The following is a 19,678-nucleotide window of genomic DNA, read 5'->3' on the forward strand; positions in this document are numbered from 1 at the left end:
GAAGTGGAATAAATGTTTTAGTCTCCACCTTGAATGAAAAAAATCATCTTCCAGTTTTTGTTTTTTTTGGAAAAACCAACACGATGGTCCATGGGGCTTCTTAGGTATTGTTCACAAACATATCCAACTTGTCCGTCGGAAATACAAACTTTACTCCAATTGCAGGGTTCGTTCGGATCAGGTTTTAGTGTTTCATCATATTCGTTTTTAACAAACTCCCAGCTAAGCTGTGTTAGAACTGCGCCTTTTTTGGATGGTTTGTTCCGAATATTCACAGTGTTTCCAGTGATGAGTGAAAAACTATAAGAATCAACAGATTCAGGAGTTTGGGTAAACAAAAAGGGTGCTGACCAAATATTATCTTTATAAGCAAAACCAAGATTGACGGTTTGCGAAAAAACGTTCCAAAAATCGGATTTTTTGGGATTTTTATCCAAATTCCAATACTTAAAAAATTTTGTTTTTCCCATTCCATCTTCAGAAAAATCAAAAGAAATTTGTGGGTCCACAATGGATTCGATAAACTTTATATCTTTGTCTTGGATTGCTTTTTCTAACTTTTGTTTGAAGGAAAAAAAATCTTTATCTTCTCTCGATGTATCCGTAGGTTTTAAAAACACGGGATCAAAAGGTTCGCAAGGGAGGATTTGAGAAAAAGTTGAGGTGAGTGCAATTAAAATAATACCGATAAAAGATTTCATATTTAACTTTTCCTAATATTTGGTAGCCGTTTGTGATTTTGCCTATCATGAGGATTGAGGTAATCCAAAGGCAACCAAAAAAACGAAGTTTAAAATCCACAACAGAGATACAAAAAACCCGGTTTTCGCTACAACATGGGTAAAGAAAAATGAAAAACACCCTCAAAAGGAAGGGACTCCAATTTACTTTTTGTTCCATTGGTTGCGTCTAAACTGAGATTCATTTTCTGGAGAGAAGTATTTGCGATATTTACCATTCTATCTATTCTTATTTTTTACCTTTTCCCTTACCCAGTGCAAAGCCTTCGGCAAGGATCCGGAAGGTTCCCACCTTGAAAAAATAAAAACATCCACTCATTATGACCAAACTCGTGAACAATTTGTAAATCGTAGACCAGATGTTTTAGAGAAAATGCGAGAGAATCAAAACTTCTTCTCACTTTTTTTTAAATTTATGTTTGGTGGAGACAAACACCAAAAACCAGATGTGAAGTTACCCGAAGAAAAACCAGACTTCTCTGAGTTTTTAAAACCGGATGAAAACATAAAATTCATTTGGTTTGGGCATTCCACCTTTCTTGTGAATATCGAAGGGAAACTTTTGTTTTTTGATCCCGTGTTTTCGGAGTCTGCCGCCCCTTTTAGTTTTATGGTAAAACGATTTCAAGATGCAGTGGTCAAGTTAGAAGAACTGCCTCCAATTGATTATATCATTATCTCTCATGATCATTATGATCATCTGGATATGCAAACCATAGAATTTTTTAAATCAACAAAAACAAAGTTCATCACACCTCTCGGGGTTACTTCTCATATGAAAGAATGGGGTGTTCCTGATGATCGCCTAACGGAGTTAGATTGGTGGCAAAGTTTGGATCTGGGAAAACTAAAAATTGTTTGTACACCTGCCCAACATTTTTCGGGAAGGCGAGGAATGAATGGAAATAAAACTTTATGGTCCTCATGGACTGTGATTGGTGAAAAAGAAAGATTCTATTTCAGCGGTGACTCCGGGTATGATGTACATTTCAAAGACGTTGGCGATAAATTTGGTCCATTTGATTTAACATTTATTGAAAATGGACAATACAATCCGATGTGGGAAGCAGTCCATGTATTGCCGGAACAAACTGCGAAAGCACATTTGGACTTAAGAGGCAAACGACTTGTGCCAGTCCATTGGGGAATGTTTAATTTGTCTTTGCATAGTTGGTATGAACCGGCTGAATCATTGGAAAAACAAGCCGAGGTTTATAAAATCGATCTTCTAACACCAAAATTTGGGCAAATTGTGAAAATTCGTGAACCCAACCTAATGGAGCGTTGGTGGAAAAAATTCATCCAATCGGAATGATTCTAAGCGAATTGGGACGGAAGTTTCGGTTAGGCGGAGGAACCACCGCAGTCTTTTGGTTCCTTCTACCCTTTGTAGCGAAATTCAATACAAATTAAGGTTGGATCGAGGTGACAAAAAAAATCATTCCTTGTTTTACTAATAATTGTTAAATGAAAAATGCGATTTGACACAACATTCGTAAATTCGAATGATGAGTGTTAAATTTTATTTTTGGTGTTCTAAAATGAGAAAATTTTTCCTTTCCGTTCTTGTATCAAGTTTACTAATTCTTTCTACCTTCGGTTGTACGCCGAAGTCAGACAATAATGATTCCCTAGCATTACTTTTGCTTGGGGCAGGGGCTTCGGCGAACAGTTCTTCCGAAGACTTAAGTTGTCAAAATAAAACACTCAATTGGACGATTCGCACTCCTGCAGAAGCAAACACATGGCTTGCTGTCAAATTTGGAGACAATCGCTTTGTGGCAATTGCTACAAATGGAACAACTCCTGCGATGGTTTCCGCCGACGGAATCACTTGGACAGGGCATACTCCGCCGACTGGTGGGTCATTTACTACACTCGCACATGGCAATGGAATGTTTGTGACAACTTCACCATCTGTTTTCACAACGAAAGTGATGTCATCCCCTGATGGAGTAACTTGGACAAACAGAACTTCTCCTACTCCTAACTGGCAAAGTATCACTTTTGGCAATGGAACGTTTGTGGCAGTTGCTAACAATACTACTGAGAGAGCCATGACTTCTCCTGACGGAATTACTTGGACTGGTCGTACTCCTCCTGAAGATACATGGTCTCACGTTGGATATGGGAATGGACTTTTTGTAGCTCTAGCTACTTCTGGAAAAGTCATTACTTCCCCTGACGGGATCGCTTGGACACCACGCAGTGATGTCCAAGCGAACCAATGGAATTCCATAGCTTATGGAAATGGACTTTTTGTGGCGGTTAATTCTAACGGGGCCAATCGAGTCATGACTTCTCCTGATGGAATCACTTGGACACCACGTACTGCCACTGAACAAAACTCATGGCTTTCCGTCACTTATGGGAATGGTCTTTTTGTGGCGATCGCTCAAGATGGAACCAATCGGATTATGACATCCACAGATGGAATCACTTGGAAAGCACAAACTGCCCCAGAGCAAATTTTATGGAGATCTATTACTTTTGGAAAAAATACTTTTGTGGCAGTTTCTGCAAATGCCCCTTCTTCTAAAGTGATGACCGCTTCCTGCGATTGATCCTTTAAGACTAATTTTTTTTTACCAACCAAATCATTCCTAAACCACCCCTCTAGTAGAGGTGGTTTAGGTGACAAAAAAAGGATCAGAATGGGGAACCAAATTTAAAGAAATTTGACCTACTTAGAAAATAATAAGTAGGTATTCTATGCGTAAGCTGTTGATTGTTTTTCCCATTCTCTTTGTATGTTTTCTCAGTTGTTCTTCCAATGAAGAAAACGATTTAATTCCAGGTACAAAACTCACTGGTGATCCGGTTGCCGATGCACTCGTCCTTGCGGTGTTAACAAACCCACCTTGTTTCTTCCTAACAACAGCAAATGCGAATACTCCTATCCTATTGGGAGAAGGACAAACTTCGATTTGTAGCAACCAACTTGTGAACGGAACTGTCCAAATACAAAAGTCCGGCACATATGAAGTTTCTGGCAGTGCAGGGCGACAAACTTTGAGTTCTTCCAATTGTAATTCCACAAGATTCGATTATCATGTTTTTCTAAAGGATGGAAACTCAGATCTGTTTTCCACTAATTCGGGCCAAACCCTAACTCTTTCCCTAGAAGCCGGAAAATCATATTCCATTCAGTCGACTGGGTTAGTGGATCCTTCCGGTTACCAATGCCAAGGTAGGCCCGTATCTTCCAGTATCACCCCATACAGGATCAATTTACGAAAACTTTAAGGGAATGAATGTTTGAGTTTTCAAAAGGATTTTAAAAAAGTTCCCTAAGGTTTTAGGTAGTATCCGCAATTGCGGGAACCTCCCATCGCATCTCTGTTAGTTTTTGTTTAGAATGGCAACATGATACGTTTGATTTGGTTTATGTTGCCATACTTTCTTACCTGTGTTACATTTGGTTCTTTATTCCAATGTACCCCAGTGGATAAAAAATCATATTTTAAAGGGTTTTATTATACCTTGGACAAACGACCGCATGGGCAACTGGCGTATGCAGAAAAACATGGATACAATTCTGAATGTTTGGTTTTGATGGAAGGACCTGTCCCCAGTCGTATGGAACCTTGTGCCATTGGAGATAGGCGATCAGTAAGAGATATGTACCAGGAATCTGAGGTGGTAGTGGAGGGTGATTTTTTCCCGATTGAATGGTCCTTTGCAGGTTATGGATATGATTTACATGTCACAAATGATTACTATCAAAGTATTGTTTTCTTTTCCAGTTATTCACAAAGAAGAGGACTCTCTCGGTTTTCACCCTGGTATTACAGACGTGATATGTATGGACCAGAAGTGATGCGTTACAACCCAGTCTACCCGTATCGGATCACTCCTTTTTATACAGGAGGTCGTTAGAAGATTTCCGATTGACGAATCGGGAAAAATTCTAAAAAAATTTAGATACAAGTTTAAAGTTTTTGTGAACCCAATATGAAACAGTTTTCTATTTCCTTTTTATTTTTCCTATCTTTCATTTGTTTCTTTTTATTCCAATCTCCTGTGTTTGGAAAAGATAATGAAAGTTTACATATTGGATTTGGTTCCTGCCTTCACCAAGACAAAGAAAGTCCCATCCTTGGGCAATGGGAAAAGGAATCATTTGATCTCATTCTTCTGTTAGGTGATAATATTTACGCAGATAGTTTGGTTGCTGAAGAAAAAATTCCAGCTTACAAAAAACAATTTCTCCGACCTGAGTGGAAAACCATCAGGACAAAATCAAAAATCTTGGCAACATGGGATGACCATGATTACGGGATCAATGATAGTGGGGGAGAATATACCGATAAAGTAAAAAGTCGCGAGGTATTTATTTCTTTAGTGGGATCTCTTATGCCAAAAGGTCGAAGTTTTGGAACCAAAGAGGGAAAAGGAATTTTTCATTCTTATTTTTTAGAATTCAAAAAGAAAAAAATCCACATCATCATCCCTGACTCAAGATACTTTCGTTCACCGCTTAAGCGGACATTTTTTTCTTATTTTACAGGCAAAGCTCGTTATCGACCTAATGATTCTCCGGATGCCACACTATTAGGAGAGGAACAATGGGCATGGTTAGTGGAAGAATTCAATAAACCTTCCGATTTACTTATTTTTGTTTCGGGAATCCAAGTGATTCCAACAGAACAGCCATTTGAAAAATGGGGAAACTTTCCAAATGATAGGGAAAAACTATTTCAACTTTTTAAAGAAGCCAAAACTAAGGATCTAGTCATTCTTTCTGGAGATAGACATATTGCGGAAATATATGAATTTCCATTATCAGAATCTCGAAAGTTAATCGAAATCACTTCCAGTTCTCTCAATTTACCACTTCCATTTTTGCCATTGGAATTTGATTCCGAATATAAACTTGGGCCTGCTTTTAGGGAAGAGAACTATGGATCCTTACAGATTCAATTTAAGGACGGAAAATTGGTTTGGCGTTCCCAGATCAAAGACAAAACTGGAAATGTAGTTCTTTCCTATCCTAACAATGATTCTAAAGAATAAACTTTTTTTATAAACAATCGGAGGACCCTCGTTTTGAAACCCAAACAAAAAATCTTAGAAAGTTCCTTTGCATTGTTTCGTGAAAAAGGTTTTCAGGCCACTGGAATTGCAGAAATTTTAGATAAGGCTGGTGCTTACAAAAAAACCTTATATGATCATTTTAAATCCAAAGATGATATTGGGTTTGAATACCTAAATTATCTTTCCGAGCAACAAAGAGTTGTTATGTTAAAAGTTCTGGCAAAAGCAAATAATATGTCGGACTTCATTGAAAAATGGGTTAACTTCATTGTTCGTAATCAAAGAAATACTTCTCGAAAGGATTGTCCCATTGCTCTTTTTTCTGGTGAAATTTCTCATTTAAGTCAGTTTGATGCCTATCGAAATAAAGCAGTTCACCATGTTTTAGAAACAGTGGAAACTTGTATTCTTAACTTTTCTCCAAACTTAAAACCCGAACTTGTTAAAGCTTTGAGTTATGAACTATATATGAGTTATCTTGGCGGCTTAAGGCTTTATGCATTAACAAAAGATCGTAAGGTGATCGAGAGAATGAAGTCACAAATGATTGCCTCCGCAGAACGTGTTGTTAAAAGTTAAGGATCACCAACTTCCACTAGCACCACCCACCTAACGGACCAACCACCGGACTAGTAAGTTCGGGGTATGGATCCTTAACAAAATTACAAAAACTACAGAATAAGATTACTGATATAAATGGAAAAATTTTCATTCAGGGAGTTCTGTTTTTTCTTTTGGAATTTCTTGCACAAACATCCAAATGATTCCGTCTTTTACTTTTCCAAGTCCTAGATAAAGATAATAAAAAGGTAACCCTAGTGGACCAGGTTTGTATTCTTTTTGAACCACTGGTTCCCATTTTTGACGCACTTGTACATGAACAGAGGATAATTGAACTGAACTGGAAAGGTATTTTAATTTTCCCTCCCACCTTTCAATGGATTCGGAAACTTTATTTAATTCTGCTTCGACTTTTAGCGTTTCTTCCAAAGTTTTTGCAGATTTTAGTATTTCCAAAAGTCGAACTCTCATTTTAAGAGAATTCTCCATTCGGATTTCTGTATCAGTGTAATCCTCTGTTACATCCTGTGCTGATACTTCTTCGGAATAGTTTTGTGACTGGTTTCGTAAGGTAGATAAAAACTGTTTTAGTTTGTCTGCTGGGATTTTTAGCTGAACACTTCCGTTGGAACTATATTGCAGCGCATAACCTCCATAAGATTCTGCAAGTTTGATGACCTCGGTTACTTTTGCTTCAATTTCTTTTGACTGCAAGTTAACATTCACCGAATACACCATCATTCGTTTGTGGACTTTGGGACTGTTTTGGTTTGCCTCTCCTGAGGGAGTGGCAATGGGTGCAGCAGAAATATTGTCTATACCGTCATTATAGGAACGACTGAATGATTTATTTTCGCGTCCCATCTCTTTTGAAGAAGAACAGGCTACAAAAAGGAAGGAAACGCTGAGGAAAAATACGAAGGAAAAAAGTTTTTTAAAGATTCCCATGGTGGATACTGAGTGTATTCCTCCCAGTATCCAATCGCAAATCTTTTTTATGTTCCGATAGTGGATTCTAAAAAGCTACCATAACCTTTTTCTTTTCCAAGTGCAGTGACTGGTTTTCCTTGGTCAATTGCCAGCTTCCCGTTGATATACACTTTTTTCACAGTATCGTCGTTACGACGAACCCAACGTTTGAAGTCTTCCATAAATGGCATCGGAGCTTCCACATCTCTGGCAAGAGACTCGTCCAATTTATTTGGATCGATTAAAACTAAGTCGGCTCGTTTTCCTTCTTTGATGTATCCTGCATCAATTCCAAACCAATCTCCAATTTCTCCTGTTAGTCGATGGACTGCTTTTTCCATTGTCATAAAAGGTTTTTTTTCGAGTTCTGCATCTCTCACTAGTTTTAACATTCGAAGTGGAAAATTGTAGTGTGCCATTCCTCGTAAGTGAGCACCTGCATCAGAAAAACCGATCAAAATGTCAGGATAGGATACAATTTTTTGTAATGGTTCCTTCCTATGATTTGCCATTACAGTATACCAACGTACTTTATTTCCATGTTCTGCCACAAGATCAAGAAATGCTGTAACGGAATGAACACCTTTCTCTTTGGCAACATCATCAATTGATTTTCCAATCAGAGATTTGTCAGGAGCATCTACGATCTTAGTTTCTTTGAAATTACGATGGAATACTCTTGGTAAAAACCAATTGGTCCATTGGCGTTTAAACCAATCCCTATAACTTGGATCTTTCATCAGTTGTTTTCTTTCTAATTCATCTTCAATGTGATTTGCTTTGGCACCGGCAGCAAATTCTTCAAAGACAACCACATCCATTCCGTCTGCATATAAATCGAAAGGTTCTGGAAGGGCTTGAAACTTAAAGTCAGATTTGAAAATAGTATTTGTGATCCTACCGATGAGTCCAAGAAGTTTATACAAACCTGGATCAAACTTAACATCCATAAGAGAGATGATTGTTGTTTTAAGTGGTTTGCGGAATAATCCAAAGGCTTCTTTTAAAAACATCAAAACATTGATTTTTGTTGAAACATTCGGAACACCTTGGAAAACCTTTCCTCTTTTTCTCAATGTTTTGTTTAAGTATTGGTATTCGCTCCAATTGGCAAAAGTAGAAGGGAGAGGTCTTGATCGAAATCGTGATCCATCCATCTTATCCCATACCAGAGTATTGATAGAGAGACCCATAAAACCGGCATCAAGTGCTTCTTCGAGAATTTGGTTCATTCTTTCTAACTCTTGTTTTGTGGGAACTTCTCCTTTTGTCAAAGATCGTTCGAGTCCCATAACATGAGCGCGAATGGCAGAGTGACCTGCAAAGGAAGTAACATTGGGCCCAAGGGGCATATTGTTTAAATGTTTTTTGTATTCTAATGCAGAGTTCCAATTTTTTTTACTTTCGAGAATGGATAAAACATTCTTCCTGGGAATTGCTTCCACACGACTAAACATGTCAGCTAAATCAGTTGGATCACCAACCGCTAAACTTAAAGAACAACTTCCGAGTGAAATAGTGGTAATTCCATGGCGCACGGATTCCGAAAGGTCTGGCGACATTTCAATTTCAGCATCATAATGTGTATGAAAGTCAATGAATCCTGGTGTCAGCCAAAGACCTTTTGCATCGACAACTGTTTCCCCAGGCTTTGGACTTAGTTCTGTTTTTGAGATGGATGTAACAACCCCATCTTTGATACGTAAGTCACCAACAAAGGATGGATTTGTGCTACCGTCGAAAATTCTCGCCTGTTTGATGAGAGTGTCTGCCATGATACCTCCGGAAAAACCAAACGAAATTATGGCAGATTGACAAAGATTTGTCAATGATTCGTTAAGAATCACTCAAAAGATTCTCTGGACGAAATCTCTCTTTGTTCAGAGAGAAGCCACCAAACCTGTCGCCAAATCCACTAACTCTGCTTCGGTGATTTCTCTGTTGTTTTCTTTTGAAGAAATGGATTTAGCTGTCTCAAATAACTCATGCACTTTTGCTTGGGGCACAAAAATCCCTCGGTTTTCCAATAAAAACTGGATTGCCCTATGGCCTGATTGGTTGGTAAACGAGATGGTTTCTGCATCATTCCTACCGACAAATTCGGGAGAAAAAGTTCGATATGCACCTTTTGATTGTTTGATGGTCTTTGCTACACCGTCTTGGTGGATCCCCGATCGATGGGAAAAAATATCATCTCCTATGATTGGTGTTTTTTCTCCAATGGGAATGCCTGTCATTTCAGCAATTCGTTTGGCAGTAGGATAAATTCTTTGGAAGTTAATTGCTAAATTTTCACCATTTTGATGTAAGGCGATACAAGTTTCATACAAATTTGTATTACCCGCTCGTTCTCCAAGTCCATTCAATGCCACCTCAATTTGTTCAGCACCCACATAAACACATTCTACTGACGTGGCAGTGGCCATACCTAAATCATTGTGTGTGTGAACTGAAACTTTGGCTCTATTTCCAATAAACTCCTTCATTTCTTTCACCATATTGACAAATACCATCGGTCGATATCTTTCCACGGTATTGGGCAAGTTGATGATATTGGCACCTGCTTCAATTGCAGAAAAAAATGCTTCTTTCGTGAACGCAAAATTTTCAATCGCATCCCCAAAATGTTCCCCCGAGAATTGGATCTCCACTTCTGGTCCCACTATGGATCTCGCAAAGGAAACTGATTTTTGAATCTTTTGGATGACTTCTTTTTCAGAAATTTTTAAAACATTACGAATGGAAAAATCACTGACTGGATACACAATATGCATTCTCGGTTTGTTTGCATATTGAATGGCTTCCCAAGTTTTGGCGATTTCTGTTTCGTTTGCTCTTGATAATCCAGCAATCGGTTTTCCAACTGGCGCTCGTTTGGCTAAGGTTTTACTTGCTACAAATTCTGTTTCATTAGAAGAGGGGAATCCCACTTCAATTCCATCTACATTCAATCCGACAAGTAAGTCGAAGACTTCGATTTTTTCATCTAAGGTCCACGGTTTTCTTAAGGCTTGGTTTCCGTCCCGCAAGGTAACGTCTTGGATTTTGATTTGATTTGGTTTCATGGTTCCTCCACATCCGCTGCCACTACCACCGGGAGGACCCAAAATAAAAAAAGCCCACTTCCCGGTTGGGAGTGGGCTTTGTCACACAGCACGTTCTCCCTCGATCTATAAAAGTTCGAGGAGGAGGAGTGACTGAATGTTAGCAGATAATTTCATACTTAACTTTTAGACGAACACATACCAATTTCCTGTCAATTTTTTTTACGAAAGAAGTGAGAAATTTGCACAAGAACTAACAAAGTTCCAAATCCAATGGGAACAAGAAGGGTAAAGGAAATTTGAAATCCAAGTCCAATGGCTACTGTGGAAAGAATGCTTAGGAGAAAAAAAGCCGAAAATACAAATCCAGAAACGGGCAAATTGGCTTTCCCACGTGCTAAAAAGAATACCGCAATGGAAGGCCCCAGTGTATAGGAAAAGATGGTAAGCCCCATTTCTAATATACCTTTCTCCCAAGTCTGAATGAGAAAGTAAGGAATGAGGCTAGAACCAAAAAGGGTGATTCCAAAAAAGAGGGAAAGGACTTTTGGACTAAACCACCGGTCCATTTCCCAATCCCTAGCCCAAGTCAAAGAAAGGGAGTTGATCGTGGAACTCAATGTGGACATGGCACTGGCAAGGATGGCAGCAACAAGGATTCCAAGGAAAGGAGAAGGAACTTCATTGATAATGAATTGGCTAAATACTTTATCTGGAGCCATGTTCTGGCCAAGATAAAATAAATATAGAAAAGACCCGATCAAAAGAAAAAGAACAAATTGTAAGATGACAACAATTGCACTTCCAATTAAAATCTTTTGCCCTGAGACCAAATTTTTTGTGGCAATAACTCGTTGAACAAGCATTAGGTCTGTTCCGTGAGATCCAATGGAGATAAAAGCACCACCTATCAATGCAAATATGATAAAATAACTATTGTCTCCCGAGGGTAAGTAATCCAAAACCAAAAAGTTCAACTTACCTAAATTTTGTAATTGGCTGACACTTTCTCCCAACTGAATGTCCAGTTTGGAAACAAGAAGTCCTAAAGCAAAAATTCCACCGAGGATATAAATAAACCATTGTAAAACATCGGTAAATACAATAGCACGAAATCCTCCAACTACAGAGTAAATGATGGTAACAATGCTAAGAATGGTGAGGGCGAACATCCCCAGAAGTTCCGATGAAAAATTTAAACCCATCCTTTCCAATAAAAAAGCAATTGGTAAGGAACTGACATACAATCTGATTCCATCTCCCAAAAGTCGAGAAACGGTAAACACAAGAGATATTGTTTTTTGAGGAGATTTGCCAAACCGATTCCCTACGTACTCGTAAACAGAAATGGTATTACCTGAAAAATAAGATGGCAAAAGATATAAGGCAACGATGGTTCTTCCAATTAAATACCCAAAGGCAATTTCGAGGAACCTATAATCACCTTTAAATGATAACGAAGGAATACTTAAAAATGTTAAACTTGAAGTTTCTGTTGCAACAAGAGAAAGTAGAAGAAAAATCCAATGGATTTCTTTTTTAGCTAAATAAAAATCTTCTTCTTTTTGGTTGTTTTTTGCAAAATGAAATCCAAAATAAAAAACGATAATAAAATAAAAAACAAGAACGAATAAATCCCAAATCATAGAATTCCTTTAGGCAATGATATTTAAATTTGGATATTTCAATAACAATCGAAGTAAATCCGAACGTGTGATCATACCAATAGGATGATTATCGTCATCTACCACAGGAATACATCCAATTCTTTCTTCTAAAAGTACTTTGGTTACCCCTCTAATTTCTGATCCAGGTGAACCAACTAACACTCGCTTGGTCATGATATCTGAAATGGGCCAATCTCTCTCGTAAGACTTACTTTTTTCTAAAATGTCCCGATCGGAAACAAAACCAACAAGAGCACCCAAATCGTCAGTGATGGGAAGGTGTCGGATTCCTTTTTCCAACATAAAGTCCAAACAATTGGAGATGGTTTCGGAAGAGGGAAGGCTGTAGGCAGGTTTTGACATGATCTCATGCAGGAAATAAACAGGTTTTTCCGTTTGGCCGGCTGATTCCTTGTACACATCCCCCGGGGAACGATGCAAAAAAGAAGTGGTGGGAGGTGGAGACCTGTCTTCTTCCTTTCCCGAAACGGGGGATGACTTCCCTCCAGGGTGGATTTTGTGGACCCGATCGGCATAAGTCGCCGGTGGATTGGGTAAAATGCGTCCATCGTGAATCCAAAAGAACATAATTGTGCCTACCTATCTGAAAAGTTTGTCAAAAATAAGAAAAAACTTGCAAAAAACGAACAGTGGTTTTTTATCCATCCTACATTTCCGAAAAGTTCCATACGAAAAGGTAAAATCCATGACCCAAAACTACGACAACCTCTACCAAGCCCTCGCCCACGTCGCTGAAACTCTGCCAAATAAAGTTTCCTTTCGGAAACGAAAATCGGCAAAGGAATTCCCTGGAATCAGCTTCGGAGATCTGAAACAGTTTGTCGATCACTTGAGTTTGGGTTTTATCGAACTAGGAGTGGAAGTTGGAGACCGAATTGGATTTTTCTGTGATGCCACTGTCAATTGGCTTCGGACAGACTTTGCCATTTTAACTTCTGGGGCAGTGGTTGTGCCGAGGGGAACAGACATTGTCAGGGAAGAGATTCTTTATATTCTAAATCATTCGGAAGCAAAGTTCCTAGTGGTTCAAAAACCAAAAGATAAAAAACGAATTGATGATTTGTTAGGCGAACTTCCACACCTAAAACAAATTTTTATTTTGGAGACTGACCAAGGTGATTTGTATGAGGGTGAAAATTCCATCCTATCGATTGCCGAAAAAGGAAAGGAAAAATGGGGAAGGAACGGCAAACAAACATTAGAGGATAGAATTCGTCAGACTGATCCGGATGCACTTGCCACTTTGATTTATACTTCTGGAACCACGGGAAATCCTAAGGGTGTAATGTTATCTCAAAAAGGATGGATCACCGCCATTCAAAATACAATTTCTCGATTGGATATGAATTCCAACGACAATGCTGTCAGTTTACTCCCTCCATGGCATGCATTTGAAAGAGCCATAGAATATGCAGGAATCTTTCTTGGGATCGACTTTTTAGTTTCGAATATGTCATCGTTAAAAGATGATCTTCGTGATTTTCGTCCTACAATTTTTCCTTCGGTACCAAGAATCTGGGAATCAGTATACAACGGAATCATTGCCAAAGTAGCAAAAGAAGGTGGATTTAAAGAAAAGTTATTCCATTTCTTTTTGAGGTTTGGTTCTACTTGGGCGCATTATTATGCAATGTGTTTTGGTTTCGAATTTGAAATTAAAAAACCAAATATTATTGTGTCGGTGGCAAAAAGAACCTATGCGTTTTTGATTTTAGTTTTTCTCTTTCCATTAAAACTCGTTAGCATTCAAATTTTTTCTGCCATTCATAAAGCTTTGGGAGGAAGGATTCGGATCTGTATTTCTGCTGGTTCTGCTCTTCCGAGTGTTGTGGATGGATTTTTATCTGCCATAGGACTAAAGGTTCTGGAAGGATATGGGATGACAGAAACTTCCGCTGTGGTTTCCATTCGGTCCAATACAAAACCAACCAAAGGTACTGTCGGGATTCCCATTGCTGGTTATCAAATTCGACTAAAGGATGAGACTGGTAAGATACTAACAGATGTTGGTGCAAAAGGAACTCTTTGGATCAAATCAAAACAAATTTTAAAAGGTTACTACAAACGTCCAGAACTCAACCAAGTTGTTTTTGATGCAGAAGGTTTTTTTGATACTGGAGACCTAATGATGATCTCCCATCGAAATGAATTGGTTTTTGCCGGTCGTTCGAAAGATACCATTGCTCTGATTGGTGGAGAAAACGTAGAACCCATCCCGATTGAGGACAAACTATTAACTTCCTCCTTCATCGACCAAGTAATGGTTGTGGGTCATGACAAAAAAACACTTGGTGCTCTCATTGTCCCTAACTTTGAAGCATTAGAAACAAAGATTCCCGGCCTTTCGAAAGAACAAGCAGGGGAATGGAATACCAATCCTAAGGTTCGGGAATTATACCGAGCCGAAATTTCACGCATTATTTCTCGCGAAAACGGATTCAAAGGATTTGAGATGATACCAGCTAACAATTTTTATGTGGTTCCTCGACCCTTTGATCCCGATGTCGAAATGACACGAACTTTAAAAATGAAAAGAAATGTCATTTCGGATGTATTCTCAAAACAAATTGAAGGAATTTACCAATGATACACCCAAAACTGAATCCCTATCTTAATGAGGAGGAAAGAAGTTTTTACAACACGGTTTTCCAATTTTCGGAAGATAAAGTTTTCCCCTCTGCAGAAGAAAGAGATGAAAAAGAAATCTGGTCGGATGAATTATGGAAAGAATTTAGTAAAGCTGGTTTAACAGGACTTACCATCCCATCGGATTTTGGTGGGGAGGGCGCAAGTTGTTTACAGTGTTCCATTGCAACCGATGCATTCGCATCAGGTTCGTTAGATGGCGGAATGGGGCTTTCCTGGGTTGCCCACTTAGTCATTGGAACAATGCCGATTATTTTCCAAGGCACAAACGAACAAAAATCTAAATACCTTCCTAAACTCGCTTCCGGAGAATGGATGGCAGGATTTGCTCTCACTGAACCAGCTTCCGGATCCGATGCAGCTTCTCTTTTAACAAAAGCAGAGGAAGTGGAAGGTGGTTGGAAATTGAATGGCACAAAAATGTACATCACCAATGGTCCCGTTGGCCAAGTATTTGTTGTGATGGCACGTACTTCTGAAAAAGGAAGAGGGCCAATGGGGATTTCTGCTTTCATCGTAGAAAGTCATACTCCTGGATTTAAGGTAAGTAAGGTTTTAAAAAAATTAGGTCATCATACTTCCATGACCGCTGAACTTGTGTTTGAGGATATGATCATTCCAAAAGAAAATTTACTCGGACCAATTAATACAGGGTTTATGCGGATCGGGAAAGAAACTTTGGAATGGGAAAGAACTGTTTTTGTGGCAGGACTTGCAGGTGCCATGGAATTTTGTTTTCGTAAAGGACTACGTTATGCGAACGAAAGGGTACAATTCGGAAAACCAATTTCAAGTTTTTATGGAATGCGTGATATTCTAGTTAGGAACTGGGTTTATATCCAAGCGGCACGAAGATTGATATATTGGGTGGCGGAACGAAAGGATCGAGGTGTTGCCTCTCCATTAGAAAGTAGTTTGGGAAAACTCATATCTTCGGAAATTGCAGAGGATGTCGCAAAAGATTCTGTGCAGTTGTTTGGTGGTTATGGTTATATGAAGGAATACTCTGTAGAAAGATTTTACAGAGACGTAAAATTGGGCACTATTGGCGGTGGAACCAGCGAAATTCAACGTTCCATCATTTCATCTTTATATCCAGGAAAAGAAAAGTTTTTAAAAGATTTTTCTAAATTAGAAATAGAGTCTAGCCTAGCAGACAAAATTCAAAATGTACTTTTTGAAATCATACTTTCTATGGATGGAGAACCAAATCGAAAAAAACAACAATCAGTCGAATTTGCATTTGCAGACGTTTTGTCCATTTTTGTGATCCTTTCTCTTTCAGAAATTGACACTCATAAATCGACAGAATACTATTCTCGTGATGAAAAATTGATGGATCGAAAGTTACTTTCGTATTATCTTGTGGGCAAGTATCTTATGTCATTCACTCGACTTTCTCATTATGTTCCCGAAAAATTGACCCAACTTTGGGATTCTTATTCTCAATTAGGGAAATCAATTGAGGAAACGGTTCATGAGCGTTTCCACTCCCTTCAGGAACTTTTGTAACCCATGAAAGCCGCTAGCCGAATTGCATTTTTTTATTTGTTATTCGGCTACGTCTGGATTTACTTTTCAGACTATGCGATTTCTCTTATATTCAAATCCCCTGAAGATATAAGAGAATTCCAAAGTTTGAAAGGTTGGGGATTTGTGACTGTATCTGCAGTCATCATTTTTATACTTTTGGCCCAGGCGCTCAGAAGACAAAAACATGTTTTATTTGAAAAAATAGAGTCTGACCAACTTTTCCAAGTGATTGTAGAACGGATTGAAGATGCAGTTATCGTTTTTAATTTGGATACTTGGAAAATAGATTTTTTAAGTGAACAAGTTTCTCGTTTATTTGATATCCCAACAAAAGAAATTCTCATTCATCCAGAACTTTTAATCGAACGTGTCCACGAAAGTGATAGGGCTCGGATGACAAATATTTGGATGAATCAATTGCGAGAAAATCATACTGGTTTATTGTATCGTATTTGTATGTTAGATGGGAAAATTAGATGGGCGTTGGAACATCGACTTTTTATCCCAACAAAAGATGGAAGTGCTAATAAGGCTGTAGCTGTCATTACTGATATGACTAGTTATATGGAAAACCAATCCAAACTGGAACGGTCTCTGAGGGAAAATGAAACTTTGCTAACAGAAGTCCATCACAGAGTGAAAAACAATTTAGCGGTTATCATCTCTTTTTTACAACTCCAAGTATATTCCTCTCCTCCTGAAACTGCTGATATTTTGGAACAAAGTATTGTCCGAATCAAAGCCATCGCACTTGTCCATGAAAAACTTTATAGTAGTAAAAATCTGTCAGGCCTTAGTTCGGTAGATTACATTACAAGTCTTGTAGAAAATATCAAACTCATGTATATGAGAACAGACATTCGCATCGAACTCGATATCCAAAAATTAGAATTTAATATTGTCGATGCAATTCCTATGGGTCTTATGATCACGGAAATGTTGACCAATAGTTTTCGACATGCATTCGTTGGGGGACAATCGGATGCTTGGATTAAAATTGATTTTGTTGTGATGGATCAATTTAATTATGAATTAAAATATCGAGATAACGGGATTGGTTTCCCTCCTGGCCTTAATTATAAAAAAGCAGAATCCATTGGATTGTCTGTGATTTTTTCGTTATGCAGTCAGATGAATGGTCGCGAAGTGGAATGTTCGTCTGCACCAAACGAAGGTGTGTTTTATCATTTTGCCTTTTCACCAAAAAAGGTTATTCCAAAGGAAAATATAAATGTATCAAAAGGGTAAAAGTTTTTTAGAAATTCAAATTGGTGATTCTGCGTCCTTTACCAAAACAATTACGGAAACGGATGTATATCTTTTTGCTGGAATCAGCGGGGATTTTAATCCACTCCATGTTGATGAAGAATACGCAAAATCAACTAGTTTCGGAACAAGAATTGCTCATGGGGGACTTGCTGCTTCACTGCTTGCCCCTGTGCTCGGGATGAAGTTGCCGGGTCTTGGAACGGTTGCATTGGAAACAACAACCAAATTCAGAAAACCAGTATACTTTGGAGACACTATCACATGTTTTGTGGAAGTTGTTGAAAAAATAGAAAGACTAAAAGCGGTGAAGATGAAAATTGTTTGGACCAATCAAAAATCAGAAGTAGTGAGTAAGGGCGAAACTATTGTCATTCCTCCCGGTTGAGGAATTGTCCAACGAGTCCAATTTCATCTTCAACATACTCGCGAATTTCTTCCAGTTCGTCTTCATCTAAAATTTCTTCTAAAATTTCCTCTCCCGATTCGTCTTGCCCAATGCGCATGACGATGTATCCGGGGACGTCGGAATCAGGATCATCCATTTCCACATTCACAAATTGAAATTCTTGTTCTGTACTGGGTAGAAAAACTAGATAATCATTTCCCATTTGTGAAAAGGAATAAAAGACTTCCCATTGGTAGTTGTTGCCCTTTTCATCTACAAGATCTATTTCTTCTGTGACTCTACTTGGAAGAAAGTCATCACCTTGGAATCCGAAATCTTTCATATCCATTAGGAGAAAAACTCCTTCTCAAAGGGAAGACTATGTTTTTTTTTGAAGTTACATTCTTTACATGCGGGAACTAGATTGGCTTTGACCGATTTCCCACCCCGGATAAGAGGGATTAGGTGGTCCATTGTCAACTCTTCCACTTTGAACTTTTTCCCACAATAATGGCAAATTCCAGAAGATCGTTTGTTCTTCCACCATGCAGTTGTTTTTAGTTCTTTTGCCTTCTTTCGTTCCCTTGCAATTTCTTCATCGCTCACATCGGAAAAAAAAGAATCGGAAGGTGTATCCGTCATAATTTAAAAAAATCTGTTTTTTTCTCTTCGTCAAGAAAAAGATGGAGGAATGGGAAGATTGGTTTACCTGGATAACTTGAGATCCTTTGCACTTTTGCTTGGAATTGTGTTTCATGCCGCCATCGTGTATGCTTCAGAGATCAAATATGCCATCCAAGTTGAGGATCGGAGTGATGTTCTCTCTTATTTTTGTTATTGGATTCATAGTTATCGAATGCCAATGTTCTATATGATTTCAGGTTTTTTTTCGGCCATGGTTTGGGAAAAAAAGGGGAGAAGTTTTTATTTAGAAGCGAGGTTCAAACGTGTGTTAGTCCCAACAATTTTTGGACTTATTTTTCTTGCACCCATCCAATACTATTTAACCGAAAAAATAAAAAATCCCAATATAGATATTTATTCGTTCCTAAAAATCTTTTTTACAAAAGAAAATTTTCAGCATTCGCATATTTGGTTCCTTGTTGATTTGTTTTGTTTTAGTATTCTTTATAGTTTGATTCCAAAATCTCTTTTTAAAACAAAACTTTGGGATCAAATTCCACATGGTTATTTTAGATATTTGATTCTAATTGGGTTTTGTTTTTTTGTCGTGTTTCTAAGTCATATACAAATTTCCAAAGGAGAATCTTATTACGGAATCTTCAAACTTACTTTTATCTTTCAGTTTTCGTTTTTTCTTTCCGGAGTTTTTTGTTATCATTGGAAAAGTATTTTGATACCTAAAACTATTTCTCGATTAAAAGAACTTTCCGTTTTTATTTGGGCGATTGTTGTTTATTTGGTATTCCGAGATTTGGAGATTGAAGATCCACTTTGGATTTATTTCCATTATGCAAACGTTTGGTTAAGACCTCTCCATATTTTTTTATGGGTTCTTTCTCCATTTCTTTGGACAAACTTTCTTGTTTCTGTGTTTCAAACATTTGGTAACAAAGACGGAAAATTAGGATCTTATTTGATTGAGGCAAGTCTTCCCATCTATTTAGTCCACCATCCAATCTCTTTATTTTTTGCTTATTGGGTGAGAGAACTTGAATGGGGGATATGGCTGAAGTTTTTTTCCCATATCCTTTTTGTTTTATTTGTCAGTTTTTTCTTATACGAAGTTTTAATCCGAAAAATAAAACCCCTTCGTTTTGTTTTCGGATTAAAGACTAAGTAGAA

At 38.1% G+C, this 19,678-nt stretch carries 19 protein-coding genes; 11 read left to right on the plus strand and 8 right to left on the minus strand.

Annotated features, from left to right (window positions below; all coding sequences use genetic code 11):
• Positions 1-17: 17 nt before the first annotated feature.
• Positions 18-701 carry an SH3 domain-containing protein gene (locus tag EHQ47_RS05110; RefSeq protein ID WP_135776699.1) on the minus strand — a complete coding sequence of 228 codons (684 nt, stop codon included), beginning with the start codon at positions 699-701 and terminating at the stop codon, positions 18-20.
• A gap of 241 nt (positions 702-942) precedes the next feature.
• On the opposite strand from EHQ47_RS05110, the gene EHQ47_RS05115 reads away from it, so the two are divergent.
• The 6 genes from EHQ47_RS05115 to EHQ47_RS05140 all read left to right on the plus strand — a co-directional run bounded on the left by EHQ47_RS05115 (position 943) and on the right by EHQ47_RS05140 (position 6,356).
• The gene (locus tag EHQ47_RS05115) at positions 943-2,055 is read left to right on the plus strand and encodes an MBL fold metallo-hydrolase (protein WP_135776700.1); all 1,113 of its coding nucleotides are present in this window, start codon (positions 943-945) and stop codon (positions 2,053-2,055) included.
• A gap of 226 nt (positions 2,056-2,281) precedes the next feature.
• The gene (locus EHQ47_RS05120; RefSeq protein WP_135748062.1) at positions 2,282-3,304 is read left to right on the plus strand and encodes a hypothetical protein; all 1,023 of its coding nucleotides are present in this window, start codon (positions 2,282-2,284) and stop codon (positions 3,302-3,304) included.
• Between the two features lie 148 nt (positions 3,305-3,452).
• On the plus strand, positions 3,453-3,986 hold the full coding sequence (locus tag EHQ47_RS05125; RefSeq protein ID WP_135748063.1) for a hypothetical protein: 534 nt from the start codon (positions 3,453-3,455) through the stop codon (positions 3,984-3,986).
• A gap of 120 nt (positions 3,987-4,106) precedes the next feature.
• Entirely contained in the window at positions 4,107-4,619 is a 513-nt protein-coding gene (locus EHQ47_RS05130; RefSeq protein ID WP_135776701.1) for a hypothetical protein, read from the plus strand.
• A 75-nt stretch (positions 4,620-4,694) separates the two neighbouring features.
• On the plus strand, positions 4,695-5,756 hold the full coding sequence (locus tag EHQ47_RS05135; RefSeq protein WP_135776702.1) for an alkaline phosphatase D family protein: 1,062 nt from the start codon (positions 4,695-4,697) through the stop codon (positions 5,754-5,756).
• A 33-nt stretch (positions 5,757-5,789) separates the two neighbouring features.
• Entirely contained in the window at positions 5,790-6,356 is a 567-nt protein-coding gene (locus tag EHQ47_RS05140; RefSeq protein ID WP_135748066.1) for a TetR/AcrR family transcriptional regulator, read from the plus strand.
• A gap of 129 nt (positions 6,357-6,485) precedes the next feature.
• Here EHQ47_RS05140 and EHQ47_RS05145 read toward each other — a convergent pair whose 3' ends face one another.
• From EHQ47_RS05145 to EHQ47_RS05165, 5 genes are all read right to left on the minus strand, one after another.
• A complete protein-coding gene (locus EHQ47_RS05145) occupies positions 6,486-7,286 on the minus strand; it encodes a DUF4349 domain-containing protein (RefSeq protein ID WP_135748067.1) in 801 nt (266 codons plus the stop codon).
• A 47-nt stretch (positions 7,287-7,333) separates the two neighbouring features.
• On the minus strand, positions 7,334-9,082 hold the full coding sequence (locus EHQ47_RS05150; protein WP_135748068.1) for an N-acyl-D-amino-acid deacylase family protein: 1,749 nt from the start codon (positions 9,080-9,082) through the stop codon (positions 7,334-7,336).
• Positions 9,083-9,187: 105 nt separating this feature from the next.
• The gene (leuA2, locus tag EHQ47_RS05155) at positions 9,188-10,372 is read right to left on the minus strand and encodes a 2-isopropylmalate synthase LeuA2 (protein WP_135748069.1); all 1,185 of its coding nucleotides are present in this window, start codon (positions 10,370-10,372) and stop codon (positions 9,188-9,190) included.
• A gap of 191 nt (positions 10,373-10,563) precedes the next feature.
• Positions 10,564-11,997, minus strand: a complete 1,434-nt coding sequence (locus tag EHQ47_RS05160; RefSeq protein WP_135776703.1) for a sodium:solute symporter — start codon at positions 11,995-11,997, stop codon at positions 10,564-10,566.
• 9 nt (positions 11,998-12,006) lie between these two features.
• A complete protein-coding gene (locus EHQ47_RS05165; RefSeq protein ID WP_135776704.1) occupies positions 12,007-12,606 on the minus strand; it encodes a CBS domain-containing protein in 600 nt (199 codons plus the stop codon).
• A 118-nt stretch (positions 12,607-12,724) separates the two neighbouring features.
• Between EHQ47_RS05165 and EHQ47_RS05170 the strand changes: the two genes are divergently transcribed.
• Genes EHQ47_RS05170 through EHQ47_RS05185 form a run of 4 tightly spaced genes read left to right on the plus strand, consistent with a single transcriptional unit; the run spans position 12,725 to position 17,872 of the window.
• Positions 12,725-14,626, plus strand: a complete 1,902-nt coding sequence (locus tag EHQ47_RS05170) for an AMP-dependent synthetase/ligase (protein WP_135776705.1) — start codon at positions 12,725-12,727, stop codon at positions 14,624-14,626.
• Positions 14,623-16,197, plus strand: coding sequence for an acyl-CoA dehydrogenase family protein (locus tag EHQ47_RS05175; RefSeq protein ID WP_135776706.1), 1,575 nt, complete (start codon positions 14,623-14,625; stop codon positions 16,195-16,197). The genes EHQ47_RS05170 and EHQ47_RS05175 overlap by 4 nt, the downstream gene beginning before the upstream one ends.
• Before the next feature lie 3 nt (positions 16,198-16,200).
• Complete coding sequence (locus EHQ47_RS05180; protein ID WP_135776707.1) at positions 16,201-17,466, plus strand: sensor histidine kinase; 1,266 nt, start codon at positions 16,201-16,203, stop codon at positions 17,464-17,466.
• Complete coding sequence (locus EHQ47_RS05185; protein WP_135748075.1) at positions 17,450-17,872, plus strand: MaoC family dehydratase; 423 nt, start codon at positions 17,450-17,452, stop codon at positions 17,870-17,872. The genes EHQ47_RS05180 and EHQ47_RS05185 overlap by 17 nt, the downstream gene beginning before the upstream one ends.
• Here EHQ47_RS05185 and EHQ47_RS05190 read toward each other — a convergent pair.
• Together EHQ47_RS05190 and EHQ47_RS05195 are read right to left on the minus strand one after the other, a co-directional pair.
• Positions 17,856-18,221 carry a DUF1292 domain-containing protein gene (locus EHQ47_RS05190; protein ID WP_100721626.1) on the minus strand — a complete coding sequence of 122 codons (366 nt, stop codon included), beginning with the start codon at positions 18,219-18,221 and terminating at the stop codon, positions 17,856-17,858. The genes EHQ47_RS05185 and EHQ47_RS05190 overlap by 17 nt on opposite strands.
• Entirely contained in the window at positions 18,221-18,514 is a 294-nt protein-coding gene (locus EHQ47_RS05195; protein ID WP_135748077.1) for an HNH endonuclease, read from the minus strand. The genes EHQ47_RS05190 and EHQ47_RS05195 overlap by 1 nt, the downstream gene beginning before the upstream one ends.
• A gap of 49 nt (positions 18,515-18,563) precedes the next feature.
• Between EHQ47_RS05195 and EHQ47_RS05200 the strand changes: the two genes are divergently transcribed.
• Positions 18,564-19,676, plus strand: coding sequence for an acyltransferase family protein (locus EHQ47_RS05200; protein ID WP_135750010.1), 1,113 nt, complete (start codon positions 18,564-18,566; stop codon positions 19,674-19,676).
• Positions 19,677-19,678: the final 2 nt, after the last annotated feature.

The sequence above is a fragment of the Leptospira bourretii genome, assembly GCF_004770145.1.
In the GTDB taxonomy this organism is placed as follows: Bacteria; Spirochaetota; Leptospiria; order Leptospirales; family Leptospiraceae; genus Leptospira_A; species Leptospira_A bourretii.